Here is a 21,934-nt window from a genome sequence, read left to right on the forward strand (position 1 = left end):
CGCGTGGTAAACCAGCCGGAGTGACGTTCCACAGCGATCAGGGTAGCCACTATACGAGCAGGCAGTTCCGACAGTTGCTGTGGCGTTACCGGTTCAAACAAAGCATGAGTCGGCGGGGTAACTGTTGAGATAACAGGTCTAATGGAGCGCTTCTTCAGAAGTCTGAAAAACGAGTGGATACCGGTAACGGGTTACATAAGCTTCAGCGAAGCAGCTCATGAAATTACCGACTATATCGTGGGATATTACAGCGCACTCAGGCCGCATGAATATAACGGTAGGTTACCACCAAACGAATCAGAAAATAGATACTAGAAAAACGCTAACGCGGTGGCCAGTTTTAGTTGACCACTACAATATTCCTAACGGAAGGTAAGCAGCCATTCGGAAAAATATATTTATTGATCCACGGATCGACATTCATATCGGTTTTATTCGCGCCGATGGTGTGCAACAAAAACAGTCCGTTGGGTTTTGAATTACGGGCAACCACATCAAAATAGGTAGGGTAATTCTTAGACCCTACGTGCTCAAACAGCCTCACCGACACAATGCGGTCGAATTATAAATTTAGGTCACGATAATCTTGTAGCAAAATAGTGACATCCTGTCCTTCACAGCGCTTTTGCGCCAGTTTTTGCTGTTCGGCCGAAATAATGACGCCATAATGTTCTGCGGCATAATGCGCCAGACCGCCCCAGCCGCAGCCGACGTCAAGAAGCGACATACCGGGCTGTAGTTGCAGTTTCTGGCATATCATCTCCAGTTTGTGTTGTTGGGGCTGCGCCAGATTGTCGGCATGCGGTCAATAACCGCAGGAATATTGCATATAGGGATCAAGCATCAGCGAGAAAAGGTCATTACCTAAATCATAATGTTCTTTGCCGACAATTCAGGCCCGTTTACGCGATTAAAGATTGGTCAGACGCGCCGCGGCGACGCGCAGGGTATCTTTGAAATGATGGGGGCGCTTATTTTCCAGTCCGCAACGCAAAGCCCGCTGGAAAAACATATCCAGCCGTTCGCATTCCCACCAGCCATTTATATAACTTTCACCTAAGCCTAGCGAACCGTCCTGTAACACGCGCTTAAAAAAATCCGGATTATTGACGCGAATATCAAATGGACGCGATTTATTAATCTCAGTGTCGGCCTCAGCGAGTAATTCATGGACGATGCGATACCAAGCGTTATCTTGAAAGCTCGGGTCTTCAACACACGAGGAACTCATAGCTTCTCCATCACCTTTCTTCTGAAAATACCTCGTCAGGAAGAGGCAGGCGCTGCCTGCGAGCTTTTATAAGAATCCACGGTATGCCGTGGTGTCTGATACGACAAAATTAACAGAGGAATAGAAACTCAGAATGGCTGTCAAACCGGTTGCTTTGCCCGAAAGAAACAGGCATGAGTAAACATCATGTCCCTAAAGAAAATGAATAAAAAACTCGTTATAATTGTTAACATAATTGAGTATAAGCCTGCATCCGGCTTTAGACAACTCTAAAAAAAGGATTAGGGATAAGAGTTTAAATCAATGATAACTATGAGAAATAGTCACCCTTCACAAAAAGTTTATTAGCCAAAAAAGTTATTATTCACGCATGCGGTAAGGAGACTATCCCTCGCGGCAAGCACCGCATAAAACGTCGGGCGCAAGCCAGGCGGCCCCGCCGTGCACGAGGGCCTGCCGTCAATGATGAGGGCGGGAACTAGCGGGAGCGGTAAGGGCCGTCGGCCACCGAGCTTCTCTCTATTAGCGTCGGGTGGACTTCAATCGTCTGCGCGCCCTCCCGCTTGCCGATAATTTTATCCAGCAGCATGGTGAGCGCGGATTTACCTAATACCGCTTTGGGTTGATCGACGGTGGTGAGCGCCGGGCTGAAATAACGTGAGTGGCTGACGTTATCGTAGCCTATTAACGAAATGTCTTGCGGTACCTGCAACCCTTGCTCGTGAATCGCACACAGGGCGCCCATGGCTATTTCGTCGCCGCCGCAAAATATTGCGCTGGGGCGGTGACGTTGAGCCAGAATATGCTGCATGGCGCGATAACCGGAAGCCGGCTCTAAATCACCCTGGACAATCCATGACGCGTTAGGGGTGATCCCGGCTTCGTTTAAGGAATGGAGATAGCCGCGGTGGCGGCCGCCGCCGGTGTTACGCGCAAGTTGGCTGGGAATGGCGTCGATATCCCGGTGCCCGCGATCGAGCAAATAGTGGGTAGCCATATAGCCGCCGGCAAAAACATTATCGATGATAATATCGGTAAAATCTCCCCGCACCTCACTTCAATCCATGACGACCATAGGAATGTGGCGATATTCTTCCAGCAGCGACAACAGCGCTTCGGGATATTCAGCGGACATCACCAGTAGACCGTCGCCGCGCTTTTGCGCCAGCATTTGCAGATAAACTTACTGTTTTGAGGCTTCGTTATGGGAGTTGCACAGAATAAGGGTATGGCCTCTGGCCAAAGCACTGGTGTTCGATGGATTCGATTATCTCGGCAAAGTAGGGGGCTTCGCTGGTGCTGGCCAGCAGGCCGATGGATTTGGTGCGGTTGATCTTCAAACTGCGCGCCCCCGCACTGGGGGAGTAGCTGAGCTGTTTTATGGCGTCCCAGAGGGCGCGTTTGGTTTCCGGCGTCACAAAGCGGGTTTTGTTGATCACATGCGAAACCGTGGTTGATGGTACCCCCGCGCGTTTGGCTACGTCTTTAATGATTGCCATGTCTAAACTACTCCTGAATCCCCCGGCAACAGGGTATAATGCTAATTGAATCGTTTGCCTGCCAATGAAAAGAAATTTTCCTCGATTTGTCGATAAAGTGAAAGCATTATATGCGCTTGCACGCCGGGGGACATGCTTTTTGGCCGCAGATATAGCAAGATGAAGGTCGGAGAAATATGAGGTCAACCACCTGACGCCATAGCGTCAAAAGGAAATAGCATGAGCCGCGATTTTGCTTTGTCGTTAATGACTACCGTCTTCTCGCTGTTGGTCATTGTGATTTTCAGCTTCACCGCCGTATTGAATTGATGGTGCAAGCGGGCGGTCCGGCGTTGTACCGGGCTTTGCCCCGGCGTTAAAAGGAGCTCTCACGCACTTTTTTATTGCCGCAGACGGACGACATTGTCGGGTCGTCGGTGTGCAAGGCAGGGGGAAGACAAGACCGATAGGCGGCGATGGCGCAGGCGAGAGATAACGGCGCTGCGTCCCGCAGATGATACATTTCATTGGCAGTGCGCGGCAGCGGCACCCGGATCAAATCCTTATAGGCGTAATAAATCAGGCCGCTACAGTCAAAATCGGTCGTCGGCAATTTACCGCCCCAGCGATAAGGCTTACTCACCTGCGACATCAATTTCGCCATCGCCGTCAATTTGGCGGGCTGGTAGTGCACCTTGTGGCTTTCGCTCATGCGTAAGGGTTCCCCGTTTGCCGCAATAGCGTCGGTCTGAACACGTACGTCGCCGCGATGACGGCCGCAGCGTTTTTCCGCCCCCGTCCGGGCAGCCAGGCTATGCGCGGCGCGCGCGCTTTCTCGAGGGTGGCGCGAGGCGGTGGTTTTACTTCCCCCCCCCCCCCTTTGGCGGTTTTGGTCGTGACGGCGGTGGTCTTTACCGTAAGGGCGCGCGGACCTGCGGCGGCTTTTTTATCGGCATGCGGCGCAGTGGTGGCGGTTTTTACGGGGGGCGTGTAACGGCGGGCGATTTAGCGGCCACGGCCTTGCGCTTGCGGCGGTCATCGGTTTTGGCCGCACTGGGCTGGGATTTGCGTTGACCGGCATTCACTCCCGCATTTGGCGCGGCGTGCGCGAGATTGAGAAAGAACTGGGTAAACAGCAGCACAAAAAGCGTAAAGCATAGACACATGATAAACGCTATTCTCTGTGGCTCAAAGTCGGGTGGGAGAATGACGACTCCGCTGAGTTTAAGCTATTTGTGGGCCTATTGCATCCGTATTTTCATACAGATTGTGAATAAACGTGAATAAAAGCTTATTTGCCGGGTTTTTGCGCGGCGGGTGCCGTAAAAATCAACGCTTTTACAACTCGTTAACTACCCTAGACCCAAAATGGCTCCCTGGCAAGGTCAAACTGACAGAGTAGCGCAGCAGGCGCCCCCCGGGCAGGCCGAAGGCGCCAGGCGCGGTAAATCTAAAAAAAGCATTTAAATGTTCCCACGGGAATCGTTAGAATAGTGAATTACGTCAGATACGATGCACGATAAATAAAAGCCAGCCACTGGCTTAAGGAAGCGAGACAATGACTATAACTATCGAAAAAATTCAGCAACAGATCGCCGAGAATCCGATTCTCCTGTATATGAAAGGCTCGCCAAAATTACCGGGCTGTGGTTTTTCCGCCCAAGCGGTACAGGCGCTGTCCGCCTGCGGCGAGCGTTTCGCCTATGTTGATGTGCTGACCAATCCGGATATCCGCGCGGAACTGCCGAAATTTGCCAACTGGCCGACTTTTCCCCAGTTATGGGTGGATGGCGAGCTCATCGGCGGCTGCGACATCATTATTGAGATGTATCAGCGCGGCGAACTGCAGCCGCTTATCAAGGATACCGCGATAAAATACAATTTACAAACCGGTAGCGCGCAGCAATAAGAGACCACGGCAGACCGAAAAATTGCTTAGACCGCGTTCCGCTTGCGCGATTGGGGTGTAGCGAACGCGGTACAGATTTTTTAACCGCTGCAAAAAGGCCATCCGAGGCGTCGGGTGGCCTTTTTTTGCGCGTAACGCCGCCGAGCTTAAGCTTTATAAATCGAGAGTCGGGTTGGCGCGATCCTGTGCGGCGACCGCCTCTTCTTCGGCATCGCCCGGTGCGGGTATTGCAACCGGCCAGCCGCCGAGACGTTTCCAGCGGTTGACCAATTCACAAAACAGCGTCGCGGTACGTTCGGTGTCGTACAGCGCAGAATGCGCTTCACCGCTGTCAAAAGCGATGCCTGCCGCGGCGCAGGCTTTGGCCAGCACGGTCTGGCCGACCACCAGGCCGCTCAGCGCCGCCGTATCAAAGGTAGCGAAGGGATGGAAAGGGTTGCGTTTTAAACCGGCGCGTGAGGCTGCGGCCATCAAAAAGCCATGGTCGAAAGCGGCGTTGTGGGCGACGATGATGGCGCGGTTGCAATCTTGATCTTTAATCCCCTTACGCACCGTTTTAAAAATTTCATGCAGGGTCTCATACTCGCCAACCGCGCCGCGGAGAGGGTTGTGCGGATCAATACCGTTAAAGGCCAGCGCTTCCGGCTGCAGCAGCGCGCCGGGAAAGGGATCGACATGGAAATGCAGGGTGGAGTCCGCCTGCAACCAGCCATCGTCATCCATCTTCAAGGTTACGGCGGCGATTTCCAGCAGGGCATCGGTCGCGGCGTTAAAGCCTGCGGTTTCCACATCAATGACAACGGGATAAAAGCCACGAAAGCGGGCGCGGAGGGTAGTCAAATCGTCTTGTTCAGCCATGCCTGTTTTTATGTTCAGTGAATTTAGCCGCCATTATGGCAAATTTTGGTACGTCTTGCATGGCGAGTTATGCAGCCGGGGCGGGAAGAACGGGCCGTGAACCCTGAGGTTCCGGCCGTGCTGACAAGGTTAATTGCCGACGCCTTGACCAGCGTGTTTGTTCTCAATCAGTTCAATTTTGTACTCGTCTGGATCCTCGATGAAGGCAATAATGGTGCTACCGCCTTTGACCGGCCCGGCTTCGCGGGTAACTTTGCCCCCCGGCCTGGCGAATGCGTTCGCAGGCGGCGGCCGCATTGTCTACCCCCAAAGCGATATGGCCATACGTGCTGCCTAAGTCGTAACTGTCCACGCCCCAGTTATAGGTCAGCTCAATAACCGCCCCTTCGCACAGAATGTCGACCCGCTGGGTAAAAAATAACTTGCCAGCAGGGAAAATGCCGTCTGCAATTTAGATGCAGAGGAGGTATTGTGGCGGAGCAACTTGAATTTTTCAGCCTGCCCAATCCCTGCAGCGGGGTATGCCAATCGGATGCTCGGGGCTATTGCCGCGGTTGCCTGCGCAGCCGGGACGAACGTTTTCAATGGGGCGGGATGAACGACAGTCAAAAACGTGAAGTGCTGCGGCTTTGTCACTAGCGCTACCTGCGGCTGCGCCGTCCCCCCGCCGCCTGGCGTGACGCTTTGCCGGACGAGCCTGAACAGCCCTCGCTGTTTTAACCACCGCGCTGCCGGGCAGCGGCACGCGCGACGGCAACGTCCCTGGACGTTGCTGCGCGGCAAGTCCGGCGCATTTTTGAGCTTGTGGTTAAGTTTCCCGTCGCCATCAGGTATAGCATAACCCGCGGCGGGCCCTCTTTTGCGAGGGCCGCCAACGGAGGCGTTGTCGGCCGGTGGCGCTGGCTCTGATCGGGCGTCTGGCGTTGTAAAACGACCGTCCGCGATGTCCGGATAAAGAAAGGGGATTAACCTCTGATTATCCCCGTCCGAAATAAAACCTAACGCGAAAGGATAATAAATAGCTTTCAGCCCGGCGCGCTATGGATAATCCTTCCTCGTCGGGCGACAATAGCCAGCGGGAAGAGTATTTTTCTGAAGAGAGAAAACATTTTAACGGCGAGGAAATAACGTCAGAATTTGGTGATAATTAGCTAAAAATTAGCCACGAAACTGTGGTTCTTTCTCCATAATAATTTCTAATGTATTAAGTAGTTATTTATGTATGTAAATTACAATGTGCTACTAAATACATGAAATACTGATATTTGTTATATTTTCATTTAACTTAAATTAACAATAAACTACGTATGTGGTAATAATAGTGTTACAGTTATAAATAAACTGTCCGGCCTGTCAGCGTGGAAACTGACTGCGTTGGCTTCTGCAGGGAGCCCCTTGTCTGCCAGCGTGTTTAAACCACAAGGGAATCAGTGGGGGCAGAAGGCCGCGTTTCCCGGCGCGATCGGGAGTGTTCGTCGCAAACGGCGCGGGTGCGCGACGTCCAAACTTTATTAAGGAAGAATATGCCGCTTACATCGATCTCTACATAATGCTTAGGTTATGGGTATATATATTTGTAATTTGCTCATCCACCCATTAGGATGGGTGGGGGGAATCCAGGGAGCAAGCTTAATCAGCTTAATTATAAGGAGAGAGATTTGGAATCGCCATTAGGATCAGATTTGGCGCGACTTGTTCGAGTATGGCGCGCTTTAATTGACCACCGTTTAAAGCCTTTAGAACTCACACAGACGCATTGGATCACTTTACATAATATTTGCCAGTTGCCGCCGGAGCAGTCCCAGATTCAATTGGCGAAGGCTATCGGCATCGAACAGCCCTCGTTGGTGCGAACGCTGGATCAGCTCGAAGAAAAAGGGCTTATCACTCGGCATACCTGCGCCAATGACCGCCGGGCGAAGCGGATCAAACTGACCGAATCTGCTGAACCTATTATCAAAGAAGTGAACGATGTTATCGACAGCACCCGAGATGAAATTCTTAATGGCATTAGCCAGGAGGAGATTCAGTTGCTGAGCAATATGATTGCCAAACTGGAAAAGAATATTCTGGAGCTTTATAACAAGTCTTAAAGCGTTACGTCCACGGCACTGACGTGAGCAAAAAACCGGCCCTGGGGCCGGTTTTTTGTGGCGCGCAAACAGTGCGGTTGCGCGTAAGCAGGGGGTTAGCGCGGGGATACGGTGATAGTGCGGCCATTGCTGGCAAGCGCAATGCGCTGTCCGACGCTGAAACGGGTATTGCCCTGTTTCTGTACGACCATGATGGTGTTACCGTCATCTTTACGTACTTCAAGCTCCACGCCCTGAGTCCGGTTCACCGCACCCTCGACGCTTGAGCCCGCCACGCCGCCCGCCACGGCGCCCGCCGCGGTTGCCAGGCTGCGGCCGCTGCCGCCCCCGACCGTATTCCCCAGGAATCCGCCCAGCACTGCGCCGCCGATAGCGCCAATGACGTTGGAGTTTTCACCGCCCTGAATTTGTACCGGGCGAACCCCTACCAAAGTGCCGTACGTCACGCTTTGAACCTGTTTAGCCTCCGAGGCGGGATGAACATCGCCGGACAGCGTGCTATTGTTGGCGCATCCCGCCACTGTCATACTGGCGAGGGCCGCCACGATCAAACGTTTCATCATAAAAAACTCCAGTTAACATGCCGTTTTGCGCGGCAATCCCGGACAGAAGCGGATAAACGGTAAAAACTTCGTGAGCCGGTGTAGGGAATCGAAGTGCCTTGTAACGCGCAGAGACTACAGACAATTATATTGAAAAAAAGATAAACTGCGAATAAACGAATTAAGATAGCTAGATAATTAAATGGTAACAATACTAAGTTTAAATTGCATCATTGCTGAATGCGTAATAATCTAAAATATTGTGTGAATTTTCATGGTCTCCTGCCGTAAAGCTGGGTAAGTTACCCTTATTAAGTCATATTCCTGCACGAGGGAGAGGGAGTGAAATGAGAACCGGCCGCCCGCCATATAGGCATCATGTCCGGTACCAGCATGGACGGCATCGATGTGGTACTGGCAGGAATCGATGAGCACACCGTGGCGCATCAGGCCCGCTACTGCCATCCTATTCCGCTGCCTATCAAACAGCAAATCCTGGCGATGTGTCAGGGGGGCAGGCGGTGACCCTTTCGAGGTTTGGACAATTGGACACCCGACTTGGCATTTTGTTCGCCGAGGCGGTGCTAAGTTTACTGCAGCAGACAGGCGTGGCGCCGCACGAAGTAACCGCTATAGCCTGTCATGGGCAAACCGTCTGGCACGAGCCGAGCCGGATGGGGGCGGCCCCTGTACCCTGCAAATAGGCGATAATAACCGCATCGCCGCCATGACGGGGATAACGACAGTGGGCGATTTTCGCCGGCGCGACATGGCGCTGGGCGGTCAGGGGGCGCCGCTGGTGCCTTATGATAAGGACGGCCGCTGGGCCCGCAGCGGCAAGGTGCATCAAGGACTGCTGCAACATCTATTGGCAGATGACTATTTTCTGCGGGCGGTGCCGAAAAGTACCGGCAGGGAGTATTTTAATCTCGGCTGGCTGGGGAGCGACAGCTCTCGCGGCTGGGCCCCATTCCCGCCCAGGATGTGCAGGCCACGCTGGTGAAGTTGACCGCACGAATAATTGCACAGCAGGTGCTGTTGTGCGGCGGCTGCAAAGATTTGCTGGTCTGCGGCGGCAGCGCGCGCAATCTGCTAATCATGAACCGATTGTCGGCGCTGCTGCCGGGCATTAAAGTCAGTCCCACCGACAAATTTGGTGTGAGCGGCGATGATATGGAGACGCTTGCGTTCGCCTAGCTGGGGTTTCAGACCTTATCCGGCCTGCCGAATAATCTGCCTTCGGTCACCGGCGCCAGAGAAGAAACGCTGTTGGGGGCGATTTATCCGGTCATGCCCGCGACAGAGAAGACTTAATCTCGGCCAAAAAGGGGCGCCGGCGATTGCGCCCCTCGCTGAAGGCGGTGTTTAATCATCAAACAGGACAGAAACACGATGCGCAACCCTATGATAATACTCTCCCTGGCGCAGGCCGCCTCCGCCTGTAGCTATCACGGCGGCCGCAGTGCGCAAACGGAGACTTTACACTATCAATGCGGTACGCTGCCGTTGACCGTGACGCTGGATAATGCCCGCGAACGGGTGAACTTTATTCTTGATGGTCAGCAGTTGAGTTTACCGCAGGTCGTCACCGCCTCCAGCGCCCGCTACAGTGATGGTCAATACAGCTTCTGGTCAAAGGGCGAGCGAGCGTTTATCGAGCGGCAGGACAAAATTATCGTTGATGATTGCGTCATCCAGAGCGCCGCGGGTAAGTGATTGAGATTTTCAGCGTCACGGCGCACAATAACGGCTTTCATTGCTGCCTTTTCAGCACATTATGACTGAACAATTAATCGATATTGCCGCCCTGCGCAGGGAATATACCCGGGGCGGACTACGCCGCGCCGATTTAACGGTGGAGCCCATGGGCTTGTTCGAGCAATGGCTAAAGCAAGCCTGCGCCGCGCAGCTTCCCGACGCCACCGCGATGAGCGTTGGCACCGTGGATGAGAACGGCCAGCCCTATCAACGGCTGGTACTGCTTAAACATTTTAACCGTCAGGGAATGGTGTTTTACACCAATCTTAGCAGCCGCAAAGCGACGCATCTGGCGCATAATCCCCGCATTAGCCTGCATTTCCCCTGGCACGCGCTGGAGCGCCAGGTCCTGGTGCTGGGACGCGCGGAGCGGTTGTCGGTTATCGAGGTGATGGAGTACTTCCATAGTCGTCCCCGTGACAGTCAAATAGGCGCCTGGGTTTCGCGCCAGTCCAGCCGTATTTCCGCTCGCGGGGTGCTGGAAAGTAAATTCCTGGAGCTGAAACAGAAATTTGCCCAAGGTAACGTGCCGCTGCCGAGTTTCTGGGGCGGTTATCGGGTAAGTATCGAGGCGATGGAATTCTGGCAGGGCGGCGAACACAAGCTGCACGACAGGTTTCTCTACCGGCGCGAAAACGGCGGCTGGCACATTGCCCGGCTGGCGCCCTAGCCGCGCTAACCAATGGCGGCCTGACTGCGTTTTTTAAGGACTGGCGCGCGTGCCGGTTAACGCCGGCGCGGGCTGGTGTGTCCTTTTTTTTCTTTTTCTTGATAAAGGAGTTTTTGATGGCAAGCAGTAACCTAATACAACAATTGCAAAAGCGGGGCCTGATTGCCCAGGCCACGGATGAGAAGGCGCTGGCTGAACGGTTGGCGGCTGGGCCAATCGCGCTGTATTGCGGTTTCGATCCCACCGCCGACAGCTTGCATTTGGGGCATTTGGTGCCTTTGCTGTGCCTCAAACGTTTTCAACTGGCCGGTCATCGGCCGATGGCACTGGTGGGGGGCGCGACCGGTCTTATCGGCGATCCCAGCTTCAAAGCCACCGAGCGTAAGCTTAATACGACGGAAACCGTTCAGAAATGGGTAGAGAAAATCAAACGTCAGGTATCGCCGTTCCTGGATTTTGACTGTGGCGATAACAGCGCCGTCGCCGCCAACAACTATGACTGGTTTGGTTCGATGAACGTGCTGACGTTCCTGCGCGATATCGGTAAACACTTCTCCGTCAATCAAATGATCGATAAAGAGGCGGTGAAACAGCGGTTGAACCGTGATGATAGCGGTATTTCGTTTACCGAGTTTTCCTATAATCTGTTGCAGGGCTACGATTTCGCCTGCCTGAACAAGCAATACGGCGTGGCGTTGCAAATAGGCGGCTCTGATCAGTGGGGCAATATTACCTCCGGCATCGATTTGACGCGTCGGCTACATCAAAATACCGTGTACGGTCTGACGGTGCCGCTGATTACCAAAGCGGACGGCACCAAATTCGGCAAGGCTGAAGGTGGCGCGGTGTGGCTGGATCCCAGAAAGACCAGTCCCTACAAGTTTTATCAGTTCTGGATCAATACCGCCGACAACGAGGTGTATCGCTTCTTGAAATTTTTTACTTTCCTCGATCTTGCGACAATCGACGCGCTGGAACAAGAGGATCGCGCCAGCGATAAAGCGCCGGGCGCCCAGTATGTTCTGGCGGAAGAGGTGACCCGCATGGTGCATGGCGAGCAGGGGCTAGCGGCGGCGAAGCGTATTACCGCCAGTCTGTTTTCAGGCGCGCTGGCGGATTTGACCGAGGATGATTTCGCTCAACTGGCGCAGGACGTCATGCCGACGGTCCACCTTGAGCGCGGCGCGGATTTGCAGCAGGCGCTGATGGCGGCCGAGCTGGTGCCGTCGCGCGGACAGGCCCGGACCTTGATAAGCGCCAATGCCGTGTCGGTCAACGGTGAAAAACAGACGTCTACGGACTACGTCTTCGACGCCGCCGATAGGCTCTATGGCCGGTATACCCTGCTGCGCCGGGGCAAAAAACACTACTGTCTGCTCAATTGGCAATAGCGGGATTTCTGGCAAGGGAGCCTCAGGCCCCTTTCTTATGTGTGACGGCCACGGGCCGAAGGTGTGGAAGGCGGTTTTTGATGAAGAATGTTCTCTCTATTCAGTCTCACGTGGTTTTTGGCCATGCGGGCAACAGCTTGGCGGTGTTTCCCATGTGCCGGATGGGCGTCAATGTGTGGCCGCTCAATATCGTGCAGTTTTTTAACCACACCCAGTATGGGCAGTGGACCGGCTGCGTGATGCCTGCGGCACACCTGACCGAGATAGTCAAAGGGATAAGCGGCAATCGATGGTTCAAAACGCTATGGCGCGGTGCTGAGCGGATATATCGGCGGCTCCGGAGTAGGGAGGGCATATTCTGGCGATCGTGCAACAGGTTAAACAGGCGAACCCTGCCGCCCTTTATTTGCCGGATCCCGTGACGGGCGATCCGGAGAAGGGCTGTATTGTCGCGCCAGACGTGGCGGAATTCCACTGTAAAGCCGGTCTGCCGGCCGCCGGTATCATCGCGCCGAATTTGCTTAAGCTGGAGCAGCTCAGCGGGCATCGCGTCAGCTCGGTGGACGAAGCGGTAGCCACCGCCCGCGAACTGATGCAGCGCGGGTCGCGCATGGTGCTGGTGAAACATCTCACCTACGCCGGCTACGATCCGCAAAGCTTTGAGATGCTGTTGGTGACCGCCGACGAGGGGTAGCATACCCACCCGCACGCTGGTGGATTTTGGCGCCAGCCAGCCGGTGGGGGTAGGGGATCTTACCAGTGGCCTGCTGCTGGTCAATTTGCTTAGGGGGCTAAGTTCCACAGAAAGCGCTGGAGCACGTCACCGCGTGCGGTGTATGAGGTCATGAAGCAGACGAAAGAGGCCGGAGAGTATGAATTGCAGGTCGTCGCGGCGCAAGACCAGATCGCATTGCCGCAACATCATTTCCCGGCGTCGCCGGTGATGTGAGCCTCGCGCAACCTGTGCGGTGGCGCTGACCGTCTTCGCTATCAAGCCAGCCCGTAAAGGGCTGGCTTGATTATTTGCCGTATCTGCAAAGTACGCTCAGGCGGTTATTCCCCCTGCGGCACCGGGGTCATTCCATTTTGCACCGCGTGCGTCGCCGCGTCCGCGCGGGAGAGACGGTTAAGCTTCGGCGCGAACGCCAGCATCAGCACTGCAATGATGCCGGTGCAGATGCCTATCTGCAGAAACACATGGCTATACACCTGCAGGGAATGGTGCGGATCGCTCACGTTCGACGGAACCGCCGACAAATTGGCGACAAAGCCGGCGATAATCGCTGCCGCGGCGGTAGTCAAAAACCAGGCGCCCATAATGAACCCCATTAAACGCTGAGGAACCAGCTGCGCCACCATGGCTAGTCCCAGGCCGGAGATCATCAACTCACCGATGCTTTGCAACGCATAGCTGAGAATGAGCCAATAAAGCGAGACTATGCCGGCGTCGCTGGCGAAATGTGCGCCCAGCGGCAACACCAGGAACGCCAGCGAGCACAGCACCATGCCAATGGCGAACTTAAACGGTATCGGCAGCCGATCGCCCAGACGGTTATAGCCCGCCGCCAGCAATGGACTGGCAAGCATGATCCAGAAAGGATTCAGCGCCTGAAACTGCTCAGGTTCAAAATTCAGTCCCAGCAGCGAGGTTTCCGCGTTGTGAATGGCGAAGAAGTTAAGGGAGGTCGGCATCTGGCTATACAGCACGAAGAAAACCACGGCCTCAAACATCATGATTAACGCCACCAGCATACGGCGTCGTGCCGCCCCCCCCTCCAGGCGCAGGGTTTCATAGACGAAGACCACCAAAATGCCGATAGTCACCGCGCCGAGCGCCATACGCGCGATCTCCTGATGATGCAGCAACCAAGTGGCGCAGGGGATAAGCACCAGAATACCGCCGATAACCGCCAACAGGCGCGACCATTTAAGCGCCATGAAATCCGGGGCTGAACCATAATGCTTAACGTAGCCGCGGCACATGACAAAGTTCACCAGCGTGATAAGCATGCCGACGACGCTTAACGAAAACGCCACGCTCCAGCCATAATGCGCCGCCAGCCAAGGGGTCGCCAGCATCGACAAAAAGGAGCCGATATTGATGGCCATGTAATACATGGTGAAGGCGCCGTCTAGGCGCGGATCGCCTTTCTCATAGCAGGTGGAGAGCAAGGAGGAGGGGTTGGCCTTGAACAGGCCGCTGCCGACGGCAATAGTGGCCATGCCAAGATAGACCCAGAACACCTGATGACCTGACCAGGCCACCATGCTGTAACCGGTGGTGAGCACTAGGGTGCCGAGAATAATGACGCGTTTGGTGCCGAGCACTTTGTCACCTAGCCAGCCGCCGATGGCGACAAAGCCATAGACCAGCGCGCTGAAGGATGAAAACAGCGTGATGGAGTCGGATTCAGGCAGTCCCAGCATTTTCACCAGGTAAACGGCCAGGATACCCTGTAGGCCATAATAGCCGAAGCGCTCCCAAAGCTCGATGGAAAAAATCAGATAAAACGATTTTGGTTGTTTAAACGCGTTAATTGTTACGCGTGGTTCTGGGGATTGTTGGTTTGCAGTTGACACAAAGACCTCGTTTTTCATTCTGCTTTTTGGCGTGCAGAAATTGTCATGGGTAATGATGGCAGCACCATTCCGCATGTATCGTTTTCAAAAGGGGTGAACGGCTAAAAACACCCGATCTTTGTTGTTCGGGAGATTTTCACGCTGTCGCGTAGTACGCTTCCGGCGAAGCATAAAATACAATGCAGTCCCAATACAATCGGTTTTTTATGCTGCAAGATTCATAATTATCAAGCGAAACTAATTTTCAACATGAAAATTAGTCACTTACCTATGACGAAGAAAAGCGGTGCTGTAGGTGAAGCGTTGTGTCCTCGACCAAAAGGGGGGCGCCCAGACGCGTGATTATGCATCGGCGACTGTGTTTTCTGCGTTGACGGACAAATACGGTCAGGCCAAGGGTGCACGAAAACAGGCCTTCTGCAGGGCCGGGGTGGCGCTTAAAGACGGGGTGATGTGGGTTCCGGAAGGGCCGGCCGCAATAGCTCGCCGGAACGCGCGGGGACGTTATTGCGGATAATGTTTCTGGTCGTATTCACACAAATCTTCAATCAGGCAGGAGCCGCAGCGCGGTTTACGGGCGATACAGGTATAGCGGCCGTGCAGGATGAACCAATGGTGACAATCCACCTTGAACTCACCTGGCACCACGGCCAACAGCTTTTGTTCCACCGCTTCCACATCTTTACCCACCGCAAAGCGGGTACGGTTCGCCACGCGGAAAATATGCGTGTCAACCGCAATCGTCGGCCAGCCGAAAGCGGTGTTCAACACTACATTGGCGGTTTTGCGCCCGACGCCGGGCAGCGCTTCCAGCGACGCGCGGTCTTGGGGAACCTCACCCTGGTGGCGTTCCAACAACAGCCGGCAGGTTTTGATTATGTTCTCCGCCTTACTGTTAAAGAGCCCTATAGATTTGATATAGTTTTTCACACCCTCAACGCCCAGCGCCAGCATGGCATGCGGCGTGTCGGCCGCCGGGAACAACAGGTTGGTGGCCTTATTAACGCGGACATCGGTCGCTTGGGCCGAGAGCAGTACCGCAATCAACAGCTCGAAAGGCGAGCGGTACACCAGCTCGCTAGTGGGATAAGGATTATTCGCCCGCAGGCGACACAGAATGTCATAACGCTTGCTTTTATTCATCGGCTAACGGCTGTCCCTGTTGCAGCACTACCGGTCGGGCAGCCTTGGGCTGCCGGACCTTTGTGCGTTGATCGATAAGGTATTTCCCCGCCAGCATAAACCCCAGGACGATAAACGCGCCGGGTGGCAACATGGCCAGCAAAAAGGGCGTATCGGTATGGAATACCTTGATGCGCAGCACCCGCGCCCATCCGCCCAGCAGTTGATCCGCGCCGTCGAACAGGGTGCCGTTACCCAGCACTTCGCGCAGGGCGCCGATCAGGAGCAGCGCGCACGTCGAGCCGAGCCCGATGGCCAACCCATCCAGCGCCGCCCTTGCCGGCGGTCGCTGCGAGGCATAGGCTTCTGCCCGGCCGATAACGATGCAGTTAGTCACGATAAGCGGGATGAAAATGCCGAGGGATTGGTAGAGACCAAACGCATAGGCGTTGATAAGCATCTGTACCGCCGACACCACCGAGGCAATAATCATGACATAAATGGGAATGCGGATTTCGCCGGGGATCCAGCGGGGCAGGGCCGAGACCGCGGTATTGGTGCAAACCAGCACCAGCGTCGTGGCAAGCCCCAGCCCAAGCGCATTGGTGGCGGTATTGGATACCGCCAGTAGTGGACACAGACCCAGTAATTGCACCAGAGACGAGTTATTGCGCCACAGGCCTTCCAGGAGGATGCGTTTTGCTTCATTCATGGGATGGTTCTCCACAATGCGGCATTTTTTCCAGCGCGTTAAGGTTTTTTTTCAAATAGCCGGCGGTGCGCTTGACGGCATTCACCACGGCTCGCGGCGTGATTGTGGCGCCGGTGAATTGATCGAACATACCACCGTCTTTCTTGACAGCCCAGCTCTTGTCGTTATCTGAGCGCAGCGATTTGCCGCTGAAATGCGTAATCCAATCCGATAGCCGCAGTTCGATTTTATCCCCCAGCCCCGGCGTCTCATGATAACGAGTCACCCGGGCACCTAAAACGTTGCCCGAGAAGTCCGCACCGACCAATAAATCAATGGCGCCGGCGTAGCCGTCCGGTGCAGTGGTTTCGATTGCCGCCGCGACCGGCGTCCCGTCTTTGCGCGCCAGATAAAGACGGTGCGGCGCGTCGGTGCCGAGCGCCGGATCGGTCACCAGATAGCACTCGTCCAACAGCTGGTTATTGTACAAATCCGGCGGCACTACCTGATCCAGCAATCGCATTTGCTGCCTGGCCGCCTGCCGTTCAATGGTGCTAGTGGTCAGGCCGTTGACCAGGGCCGTCAGCCCGGTAGCCAAAGCGACGAATACGGCAAGGGTTATGCCATGCTTCCTCATTGTCCTTAACATCCTACCTTCCTTATCGATGGCCATATACGCGTGGCTGAGTGTAGTGGTCAATCAGCGGCACGCAGATATTGGCCAGCAGTACGGCGAAGGCCACGCCATCAGGGTAACCTCCCCAGGTACGGATTAGCCATACCAACAGACCTGTTAACGCACCAAAAATCACCCGTCCTCGCACGGTGGTGGCGGCAGTCACCGGATCGGTGGCAATAAAAAGCGCACCCAGCATCGTAGCGCCGGAAAACAGGTGGAGTAAAGGCGGCGCGCTCACCGCAGGCGCCAGCCAGTGCCCGAGTCCGGCACCGATGAGCATGCCGCCCAGGAGGCTGAGCGGAATATGCCAGCTGATGACCCGCCGCCAGATCAGATATAGCCCACCCAGTAAAAAGCCAATGTTGGCCCATGTCCATTCCGCGCTCGCCTGCCAGTCCCAGCGATAGTGTAAAGCAGTCAGCGTGCCGGTGCGCAGCCCGGTTTTGAAGCCATCGAGCGGCGTGGCCTGCGTTATGCCATCGACGGTAGCGCGGAGTTGGGTGAGCGTCAGCCCGTCAGGCGTGACGCCTGTGAAAATCAGCGCCATGCTGTCGGTCAATGAAACCGGATGCAGCAGCAGGCTTTGCTGGGGCGACCAACTGGTCATCTGCACCGGAAAGGAAATCAGCAGGACCACATATCCCACCATCGCCGGATTGAAAGGGTTATGTCCCAGACCGCCGTAAAGCTGTTTGGCGATGACTATCGCAAACGCCGTCGCCAGCATCATCATCCACCAGGGGCTCAGGGGCGGCAGGCTCAGCGCCAGCAGTAAAGCAGTAAGGAGAGCGGAGCCGTCGCCCAATCGGGAAGCCAGCGGTTGACGACGCAGCGTCAACACCACACCTTCGGCCAGCAGCGCCGTCACGCAGGCTATCACCAGCTGGATAATAATGCCGCTGCCGAAGAAATACGTTAATGCCAGTAGCCCCGGCAGACAGGCTAGCATGACCTGAATCATGATTTGCCGGGTGGTTTGCCGGTTATGGGTGAAGGGGGAACTTGCAATTCTAAACGCCATTTAGTCCTCTTCAGACGAAATTGTGGTTGCGGTGGGAAGGCTCTGTTCCGCCTTCTGCCGGGCGGTGATGGCGGCGCTGGCCCCCTGGGGAGGAGGAGGTGACATCGCGCCGGCGGCGTTGCCCGTAGGCCGGGGTGTGGCCGTCACTAAGGTGGTGACGTTGTCACCTAAGGCGACATTCTCATCGCAGTCTGGCGCGGCATCAACCCGGTCTGAGAAAACCGTACTTTCCTGCGCGGCCTGGCGACGCGCTTTCATCCGTGCGATGGCGGCGGCCACGGCGGCCTGGGGAGAAGCGGCCATCGAGGCGGTGTTGTCGGGGGGTGACGTAGCCGCCGCGGCGGCGTCATCGAGTTTTACCGCGGCCTGCTGATGGCGGGCAAGCCGTTGCTGTTTTTCCCGCTCGCGCCGCGCCAGTTTGGCTTCATAACGCCCTTTCGCCATCGACGCACGCCGTGCGTCGTCATCCAGCGCGCGAATTTCCGCTTTCTGCTGGCGATAATAGTACACCAGCGGGATATTGCTGGGGCAGACATAGGCGCAGGCGCCACATTCGATACAGTCGAACAGGTGATGCTGGCGGGCCTTGTCGTGCTCTTGTCCGCGGCTGAACCAATAAAGCTGCTGCGGCAGCAGGCTGGCCGGACAGGCATCCGCACAACGGCTGCACCGAATACAGCTTTGCTCCGGCTCTGCCGGCGCAAGTTCCTGGACGGACGGCGCCAACAGGCAGTTGCTGATTTTGACCACCGGCACATCCAGCGCAGGCAGCGTGAAGCCCATCAGCGGACCGCCCATAATGACTGTCGGCGTCGCGGCGGGCATGAAACCGGCATGGGCGAGCAGGTGGCTTACGGGGGTGCCGAGGCGCGCCCAGACATTGCCCGGCCGCGCCAGCGCCTCGCCCGTAAGCGTTACTACGCGCTCGGTCAGCGCTTCTCCGTCAACAACGGCGCGCTTGATGGCATAGACGGTGCCCACATTCAACATTACTACGCCAATGGCGGCGGAATGTTGACCCATGGGGACCTCTTTGCCGGTTAATATTTTGGTGAGCTGTTTTGCGCCGCCAGAGGGGTATTTGGTGGGAATGACGCGCAGCTCGCCTGTTGGATGCTCGCACAGCGCGTCCTTTAAGGCAGCGATAGTTTTGGGTTTATTATCCTCAATACCCAGCAGCAAGCGCCGGGGTCGTAGCATATGATGCAATATCGCTATACCTGTGACAATGTCACGGGCGTGCTCCCGCATCAACCGATCATCGGCGGTGATATAGGGCTCACACTCGGCGCCGTTGATGATGAGCGTCTCCAGCCCAGGCTCGCAGCCGCCGAGTTTGGCTGAGGTGGGAAAACCCGCGCCGCCCAGCCCGGCGATTCCCCTCTCATGAATACGGCTCAGCAGCTGCGCCGACGAATAGTGTTGAAAATCCGCCAGCGGCTTAAGCGCAACCCATTGATCCTTGCCGTCGGGCAGCAAAATGACGCAAAGTTCCGCCAGGCCCGACGGATGCGCGGTGCGGTGCGGCGTGATTGCCGCTATCGTGCCGGAGGTGGGGGCATGCACAGGCAACGTCCGGCCGCTGCCGGCGGTCAAGGGCTGACCGCGCAGCACGTTATCGCCGGGTGCCACCCGCAATTCCCCTTCGGGGTTCAAATGCTGCTTCAAGGGAATTATCAGCTTGTCAGGCAGTGGCACGGACCGCAGAGGGACATTGCTGGACTGACTTTTCATCTCGGGGGGATGGATACCGCCCGGGAAATCCCATAGCCGCTGTTTGCGCAGGGCAGACAATAAATTAAACATGTTGCTCCTGCTGGATGACCGTAACGGGTATGGTGCGCAGATCCCACTTCCAGCTGGCGGGGGTGGCGGCAAGCGGGCGCATTTCAATACAGTTGCTAGGACAGGGCGCTACACAGAGATCGCAGCCGGTACAGAGATCGCTCACCACCGTATGTACGGCGCGCGTGGCGCCGACGATGGCATCCACCGGACAAGCTTGAATGCATTTGGTGCAGCCGATGCAATTGCCTTCGTCTATCCAGGCCCCGCGCGTTTCAGGGCGCCTGGCGGCCTTGCCCTCCATCGGTTGGGGATCGACGCTGAGCTGGGCGGCGATTTTCAACATTACCGCCTCGCCGCCAGGCACACATTTATTGGTCGGTGCGCCGCCGGCGACCGCTTCGGCATAAGGACGGCAACCGGGGTAGCCACATTGGGCGCATTGGCTTTGCGGCAGCAGGGCATCGATGCGCTCGGCCACCGGATCTGCCTCTACCTGAAAACGACGGGCGGCAAAGCCCAACACTGCCCCGGCCACTAAGGCCAGAGCGCTAAGGGCGGCGACGGCCAGCCAGAACGTCAACATCAGACCTTCACCAGTCCGGTAAAGCCCATAAAGGCCAGCGACATTAACCCGGCGGTAATGAGAGCGATAGAGGAGCCCTTAAATGGCGCGGGAACATCCGCCACCGCCAGCCGTTCGCGAATCGCGGCGAACAACACCATCACCAGCGAGAAGCCAACGGCGGCACTGAAACCGTATAACGCGGACTGCAGGAAATTATGGTTTTCATTCACATTAAGCAGCGCTACGCCCAGTACGGTGCAGTTAGTTGTAATCAGCGGCAGAAAAATGCCGAGCAGACGATAGAGGGCCGGCCTGGTTTTACGCACCACCAGTTCGGTAAACTGCACCACCACCGCGATAATAAAAATAAACGCCAGCGTTCTCAGATAGGGAATATTGAGCGGCAGCAGAATAAAATCATTGATAAGCCAGGCGCAAATTGACGCCAGCGTCATGACAAATGTCGTGGCCATGCCCATCCCCAGAGCGGTTTCCACTTTCTTGGAGACACCCATAAACGGGCAAAGCCCGAGGAATTTGACCAGCACAAAGTTATTCACCAGCACGGTGCCGATGAACAGCATCAGGTAACCATTCATTGCCATACCTAAACAAGAAACAACGGGCATTATCCGGGATCGGTGGGCGTTCGACAACCCATTTGGGCATACGCGCGCGAATTCCGTCCTACCCAAGGGGCTGACAGTTGCGCTGACTGTGCCCACGGGCGGGATAACCCGCGGTTTGGCGCTTCGCGCCGGGGCATTGACGGGGACGGCGGCACCGAATCAGCGAAGAATAAAGGTCTGACGCACGCGCTGCGAGCGCTTGAATAGGGCACCAGCAGCGCCGCGGCCAGGACGGGCGGGAACAGCACCCGCAGCGCCAGATTGTCGCTGACCGGGGCGAAGGCAAAGGTTTTGATGCCGAGCAATACGCCTACCAGTAGCCATAGAATAAGTAGGCGAGGAAACCGCCGGGAGCGGCGAAACAACAAACGCAACAGCCAGAAGGTGAACAACCACATTGCGCCAGAGGTGATCAGACTCGCGATACCGCCCGGCGTGAGGGGATCGCCGTGTTTTATCAAAAACCACAGATACACCAGCAACATGGCCGTGGCGCTCAGAAGCGTCATACCCAGCCAGGCGATGACTACCCAGAGCTAGCCTCCAATAAAACGCGGGGCGCGAGGAAGAGGGCTCCGTCACACTACGTACCGCCAGACCGCTTTTGGTACCTATCCGAGATCAAACAAGCGACCGCCGGCGGCTAATTCAGCGCGACGATGATCTGCAGCCCGATACATGTTGATAATTTCAGCATCATCGGTCAGAGAATAATTTAAATGATCAAATAGCTTTTCCAGACTTTCAGATGCGTTGACCTTACGAAACTTCAGCAGATAATCGTGGGCAGTCATGTAGCGCTTTCAGGGAAGGGAATATAAGCATCGTAGTATATTCTGTGCGGCCGGGCTGTCCAGAAATTCCCGCCAAAAAACCAAAAAAACAGGAAAAATACCCTTATTGGAATCGATTCGGCCGGAAGAAAGGCG

At 55.6% G+C, this 21,934-nt stretch carries 19 protein-coding genes and 7 pseudogenes; 10 read left to right on the top strand and 16 right to left on the bottom strand.

Going from position 1 to position 21,934, the window contains the following annotated elements:
• Positions 1-315: pseudogene (locus tag ACTBDU_RS04630) on the top strand (DDE-type integrase/transposase/recombinase); the annotation flags it as partial.
• Between the two features lie 40 nt (positions 316-355).
• On the opposite strand, the pseudogene cfa reads toward ACTBDU_RS04630, so the two are convergent.
• Together cfa and purR are read right to left on the bottom strand one after the other, a co-directional pair.
• Positions 356-1,231, bottom strand: a pseudogene (gene cfa / locus ACTBDU_RS04635) (cyclopropane fatty acyl phospholipid synthase); the annotation flags it as partial.
• A gap of 478 nt (positions 1,232-1,709) precedes the next feature.
• Positions 1,710-2,730 (bottom strand): annotated as a pseudogene (gene purR, locus ACTBDU_RS04640) (HTH-type transcriptional repressor PurR).
• Between the two features lie 219 nt (positions 2,731-2,949).
• Between purR and ACTBDU_RS04645 the strand changes: the two are divergent.
• The gene (locus ACTBDU_RS04645) at positions 2,950-3,039 is read left to right on the top strand and encodes a cytochrome bd-I oxidase subunit CydH (protein ID WP_148203490.1); all 90 of its coding nucleotides are present in this window, start codon (positions 2,950-2,952) and stop codon (positions 3,037-3,039) included.
• A 46-nt stretch (positions 3,040-3,085) separates the two neighbouring features.
• Here ACTBDU_RS04645 and ACTBDU_RS04650 read toward each other — a convergent pair whose 3' ends face one another.
• A complete protein-coding gene (locus ACTBDU_RS04650; protein ID WP_438805700.1) occupies positions 3,086-3,421 on the bottom strand; it encodes a C40 family peptidase in 336 nt (111 codons plus the stop codon).
• An 846-nt stretch (positions 3,422-4,267) separates the two neighbouring features.
• On the opposite strand from ACTBDU_RS04650, the gene ACTBDU_RS04655 reads away from it, so the two are divergent.
• The gene (locus ACTBDU_RS04655; RefSeq protein ID WP_438805701.1) at positions 4,268-4,618 is read left to right on the top strand and encodes a Grx4 family monothiol glutaredoxin; all 351 of its coding nucleotides are present in this window, start codon (positions 4,268-4,270) and stop codon (positions 4,616-4,618) included.
• A gap of 153 nt (positions 4,619-4,771) precedes the next feature.
• Here the strand turns inward: ACTBDU_RS04655 and rnt are convergent, their stop codons facing one another.
• On the bottom strand, positions 4,772-5,476 hold the full coding sequence (rnt, locus tag ACTBDU_RS04660; protein ID WP_438805702.1) for a ribonuclease T: 705 nt from the start codon (positions 5,474-5,476) through the stop codon (positions 4,772-4,774).
• A 129-nt stretch (positions 5,477-5,605) separates the two neighbouring features.
• Positions 5,606-5,864 (bottom strand): annotated as a pseudogene (locus ACTBDU_RS04665) (VOC family protein); the annotation flags it as partial.
• Positions 5,865-5,947: 83 nt separating this feature from the next.
• Between ACTBDU_RS04665 and ACTBDU_RS04670 the strand changes: the two are divergent.
• Together ACTBDU_RS04670 and slyA are read left to right on the top strand one after the other, a co-directional pair.
• Positions 5,948-6,196: pseudogene (locus ACTBDU_RS04670) on the top strand (DUF1289 domain-containing protein).
• Between the two features lie 938 nt (positions 6,197-7,134).
• Positions 7,135-7,569, top strand: a complete 435-nt coding sequence (gene slyA / locus ACTBDU_RS04675; protein ID WP_438805703.1) for a transcriptional regulator SlyA — start codon at positions 7,135-7,137, stop codon at positions 7,567-7,569.
• Between the two features lie 95 nt (positions 7,570-7,664).
• Here the strand turns inward: slyA and ACTBDU_RS04680 are convergent, their stop codons facing one another.
• Positions 7,665-8,132 carry a glycine zipper 2TM domain-containing protein gene (locus ACTBDU_RS04680; RefSeq protein ID WP_438805704.1) on the bottom strand — a complete coding sequence of 156 codons (468 nt, stop codon included), beginning with the start codon at positions 8,130-8,132 and terminating at the stop codon, positions 7,665-7,667.
• Between the two features lie 348 nt (positions 8,133-8,480).
• Here ACTBDU_RS04680 and ACTBDU_RS04685 point away from each other — a divergent pair.
• The 5 genes and pseudogenes from ACTBDU_RS04685 to pdxY all read left to right on the top strand — a co-directional run bounded on the left by ACTBDU_RS04685 (position 8,481) and on the right by pdxY (position 12,879).
• Positions 8,481-9,425 (top strand): annotated as a pseudogene (locus ACTBDU_RS04685) (anhydro-N-acetylmuramic acid kinase).
• Positions 9,426-9,515: 90 nt separating this feature from the next.
• A complete protein-coding gene (locus ACTBDU_RS04690; RefSeq protein WP_438805705.1) occupies positions 9,516-9,827 on the top strand; it encodes an MliC family protein in 312 nt (103 codons plus the stop codon).
• 61 nt (positions 9,828-9,888) lie between these two features.
• Entirely contained in the window at positions 9,889-10,539 is a 651-nt protein-coding gene (gene pdxH, locus ACTBDU_RS04695; RefSeq protein WP_438805706.1) for a pyridoxamine 5'-phosphate oxidase, read from the top strand.
• Between the two features lie 116 nt (positions 10,540-10,655).
• Positions 10,656-11,930, top strand: coding sequence for a tyrosine--tRNA ligase (gene tyrS / locus ACTBDU_RS04700; RefSeq protein WP_438805707.1), 1,275 nt, complete (start codon positions 10,656-10,658; stop codon positions 11,928-11,930).
• A gap of 80 nt (positions 11,931-12,010) precedes the next feature.
• Positions 12,011-12,879 (top strand): annotated as a pseudogene (gene pdxY, locus ACTBDU_RS04705) (pyridoxal kinase PdxY).
• Positions 12,880-12,983: 104 nt separating this feature from the next.
• On the opposite strand, the gene dtpA reads toward pdxY, so the two are convergent.
• The 10 genes from dtpA to ydgT all read right to left on the bottom strand — a co-directional run bounded on the left by dtpA (position 12,984) and on the right by ydgT (position 21,799).
• The gene (gene dtpA, locus ACTBDU_RS04710) at positions 12,984-14,510 is read right to left on the bottom strand and encodes a dipeptide/tripeptide permease DtpA (RefSeq protein WP_438805708.1); all 1,527 of its coding nucleotides are present in this window, start codon (positions 14,508-14,510) and stop codon (positions 12,984-12,986) included.
• A gap of 504 nt (positions 14,511-15,014) precedes the next feature.
• A complete protein-coding gene (gene nth / locus ACTBDU_RS04715) occupies positions 15,015-15,653 on the bottom strand; it encodes an endonuclease III (RefSeq protein ID WP_438805709.1) in 639 nt (212 codons plus the stop codon).
• Positions 15,646-16,344: an electron transport complex subunit E gene (locus ACTBDU_RS04720; protein ID WP_438805710.1), complete on the bottom strand. Its 699-nt coding sequence runs from the start codon at positions 16,342-16,344 to the stop codon at positions 15,646-15,648. The genes nth and ACTBDU_RS04720 overlap by 8 nt, the downstream gene beginning before the upstream one ends.
• Positions 16,337-16,972, bottom strand: coding sequence for an electron transport complex subunit RsxG (rsxG, locus tag ACTBDU_RS04725; protein ID WP_438805711.1), 636 nt, complete (start codon positions 16,970-16,972; stop codon positions 16,337-16,339). The genes ACTBDU_RS04720 and rsxG overlap by 8 nt, the downstream gene beginning before the upstream one ends.
• A gap of 10 nt (positions 16,973-16,982) precedes the next feature.
• Positions 16,983-18,023 (bottom strand): electron transport complex subunit RsxD, encoded by a 1,041-nt coding sequence (gene rsxD, locus ACTBDU_RS04730; RefSeq protein WP_438805712.1) that lies wholly within the window; start codon positions 18,021-18,023, stop codon positions 16,983-16,985.
• Positions 18,024-19,829: an electron transport complex subunit RsxC gene (gene rsxC, locus ACTBDU_RS04735; RefSeq protein ID WP_438805713.1), complete on the bottom strand. Its 1,806-nt coding sequence runs from the start codon at positions 19,827-19,829 to the stop codon at positions 18,024-18,026.
• Positions 19,822-20,394 carry an electron transport complex subunit RsxB gene (gene rsxB / locus ACTBDU_RS04740; protein ID WP_438805714.1) on the bottom strand — a complete coding sequence of 191 codons (573 nt, stop codon included), beginning with the start codon at positions 20,392-20,394 and terminating at the stop codon, positions 19,822-19,824. The genes rsxC and rsxB overlap by 8 nt, the downstream gene beginning before the upstream one ends.
• Complete coding sequence (gene rsxA, locus ACTBDU_RS04745) at positions 20,394-20,975, bottom strand: electron transport complex subunit RsxA (protein WP_438805715.1); 582 nt, start codon at positions 20,973-20,975, stop codon at positions 20,394-20,396. The genes rsxB and rsxA overlap by 1 nt, the downstream gene beginning before the upstream one ends.
• Positions 20,976-21,004: 29 nt before the next feature.
• A complete protein-coding gene (locus ACTBDU_RS04750; protein WP_438805716.1) occupies positions 21,005-21,514 on the bottom strand; it encodes a DUF2569 family protein in 510 nt (169 codons plus the stop codon).
• Between the two features lie 102 nt (positions 21,515-21,616).
• Complete coding sequence (gene ydgT, locus ACTBDU_RS04755; RefSeq protein WP_438805717.1) at positions 21,617-21,799, bottom strand: transcription modulator YdgT; 183 nt, start codon at positions 21,797-21,799, stop codon at positions 21,617-21,619.
• Between the last annotated feature and the right edge of the window lie 135 nt (positions 21,800-21,934).

Origin of the sequence: Sodalis sp. (in: enterobacteria) (assembly GCF_051710625.1) — a bacterium.
In the GTDB taxonomy this organism is placed as follows: domain Bacteria; phylum Pseudomonadota; class Gammaproteobacteria; order Enterobacterales; family Enterobacteriaceae; genus JBPESN01.